Source organism: Vibrio sp. 10N.261.55.A7 (genome assembly GCF_002877365.1).
Lineage (GTDB): Bacteria > Pseudomonadota > Gammaproteobacteria > Enterobacterales > Vibrionaceae > Vibrio.
Genome location: NZ_MCWZ01000235.1, coordinates 59,269 through 61,041, shown reverse-complemented (window position 1 = coordinate 61,041; position 1,773 = coordinate 59,269). Strand labels below are relative to the sequence as shown.

At 47.8% G+C, this 1,773-nt stretch carries 2 protein-coding genes and 1 pseudogene; all 3 read left to right on the top strand.

The window, feature by feature from the left end:
- Positions 1–602 (top strand): annotated as a pseudogene (locus BCU12_RS11255) (gamma-glutamyl-phosphate reductase); the annotation flags it as partial.
- Between the two features lie 149 nt (positions 603–751).
- Complete coding sequence (nrdR, locus tag BCU12_RS11250; RefSeq protein ID WP_102404360.1) at positions 752–1,201, top strand: transcriptional regulator NrdR; 450 nt, start codon at positions 752–754, stop codon at positions 1,199–1,201.
- 7 nt (positions 1,202–1,208) lie between these two features.
- The coding region (gene ribD, locus BCU12_RS11245) for a bifunctional diaminohydroxyphosphoribosylaminopyrimidine deaminase/5-amino-6-(5-phosphoribosylamino)uracil reductase RibD (RefSeq protein ID WP_102404359.1) at positions 1,209–1,773 on the top strand (565 nt) is incomplete at its 3' end.

Sequence of the window (1,773 nt, the reverse complement as noted above, 5' to 3'; positions counted from 1 at the left end):
CAGTGATCATCGGTGGCTTTGGAATAAGCCATATATTCGTTGATGAAAGTGCAGATCTTGATAAATCATTGAACGTTGTAGAAAACTCTAAGGTTCAACGTCCATCTGCGTGTAATTCTCTGGATACGTTATTGGTGCATAAAGCCATTGCGAAAGAGTTTTTGTCAAAAGCCGCAGAACGAATGACGGAACGTGTAGCATTCGTGGCTGAACCTGAAGCTCAAGCGCTTTTAGTTGGCGCTCACAATGTACGCAGTGCTGAAGACGGTGATTTTGATACTGAATGGTTAAGCTACACCCTCGGCGTAAAGGTGGTGGCAGATGTGCAAGAGGCGGTAACTCATATGCGTATTCACAACGCTAGCCACTCTGATGCGATCATGACGAACAGCTTAAAGAATTCTGAGATTTTTATTAACTCTGTGGGTTCTGCTGCGGTTTATGTGAATGCTTCAACCCGATTTACCGACGGTGCACAATTCGGGTTGGGCGCTGAAGTCGCAGTCTCAACTCAGAAACTGCATGCTCGAGGCCCAATGGGGCTCGAAGAGTTGACCAGCTACAAATGGGTAGGCAAAGCTGACTACTTGGCTCGTCCGTAGATTTGCTTTGATTCGTCACACGACTTATTAGGCGCAGTTAGCTTGAAGTGCCGCAGAATTCTTTCATTTTAAAGGGGCCGTGTTGCCCCTTTTGCTTTTCTTCAACGGAGTTAATCCGTTACACTGGAGTTTCATTACTTGGAGGTAATATGCATTGTCCTTTCTGTTCCGAGAACGACACCAAAGTTATTGACTCTCGATTAGTCGCTGATGGCCATCAGGTTCGACGCCGCCGCCAGTGCTTAGCTTGCAGCGAGCGGTTTACGACTTTTGAAACAGCAGAGTTGGTGATGCCCAAGGTGATAAAAACCAACGGCAACCGCGAACCTTTCAATGAAGACAAGATGGTCGGTGGTGTTCAGCGTGCATTAGAGAAACGCCCTGTCAGTGCTGATTCAATTGAATTGGCTATCAGCATGATAAAGTCTCAGCTTCGAGCGACAGGTGAACGTGAAGTGCCAAGCGAAATGATTGGTAATCTAGTCATGGGGCAGCTCAAAGAGCTGGATAAAGTCGCTTATATTCGATTTGCGTCGGTCTATCGCAGCTTTGAAGATATCCGTGAATTTGGCGAAGAGATCGCCCGACTAGAAGATTAGAGCCCTAATGACGTCCCCGTTTTCTGAATTTGATTTCCAAATGATGTCTCGCGCTATTTTTTTAGCGAAGAAAGGCATCTATACAACCGCTCCGAATCCAAACGTTGGGTGTGTCATCGCTCGAAATGGTGACATTGTTGGTGAAGGCTACCATCATCGAGCAGGCGAACCGCATGCCGAAGTACATGCGATGAGAGCCGCGGGTAATTCATCAGTTGGCGCTACAGCGTATGTGACTCTAGAGCCTTGCTCTCATTTTGGTCGTACTCCTCCGTGCGCGGAAGGCCTCATTAAAGCGAAAGTTGCGCGTGTGGTCTGTGCAATGCAAGACCCTAACCCAAAAGTCGCGGGTCGCGGCATTGCAATGCTTCGAGACGCTGGCATTGTGGTTGATGTTGGACTGCTAGAAGCGGATGCCTATGCGCTGAACCCTGCTTTCATCAAACGTATGAAAACGGGTTTGCCGTTCGTACAGTTGAAAATGGCCGCAAGCTTGGATGGCCAAACCGCATTAAGTAACGGGGTTAGCCAATGGATAACCTCTCCACAGTCTCGACAGAATGTTCAAGAAT

What these genes read in the sequence shown, in the direction of transcription:
- nrdR (WP_102404360.1), top strand. Translation starts at nt 752, where the DNA reads ATGCATTGTCCTTTCTGTTCCGAGAACGACACCAAAGTTATTGACTCT.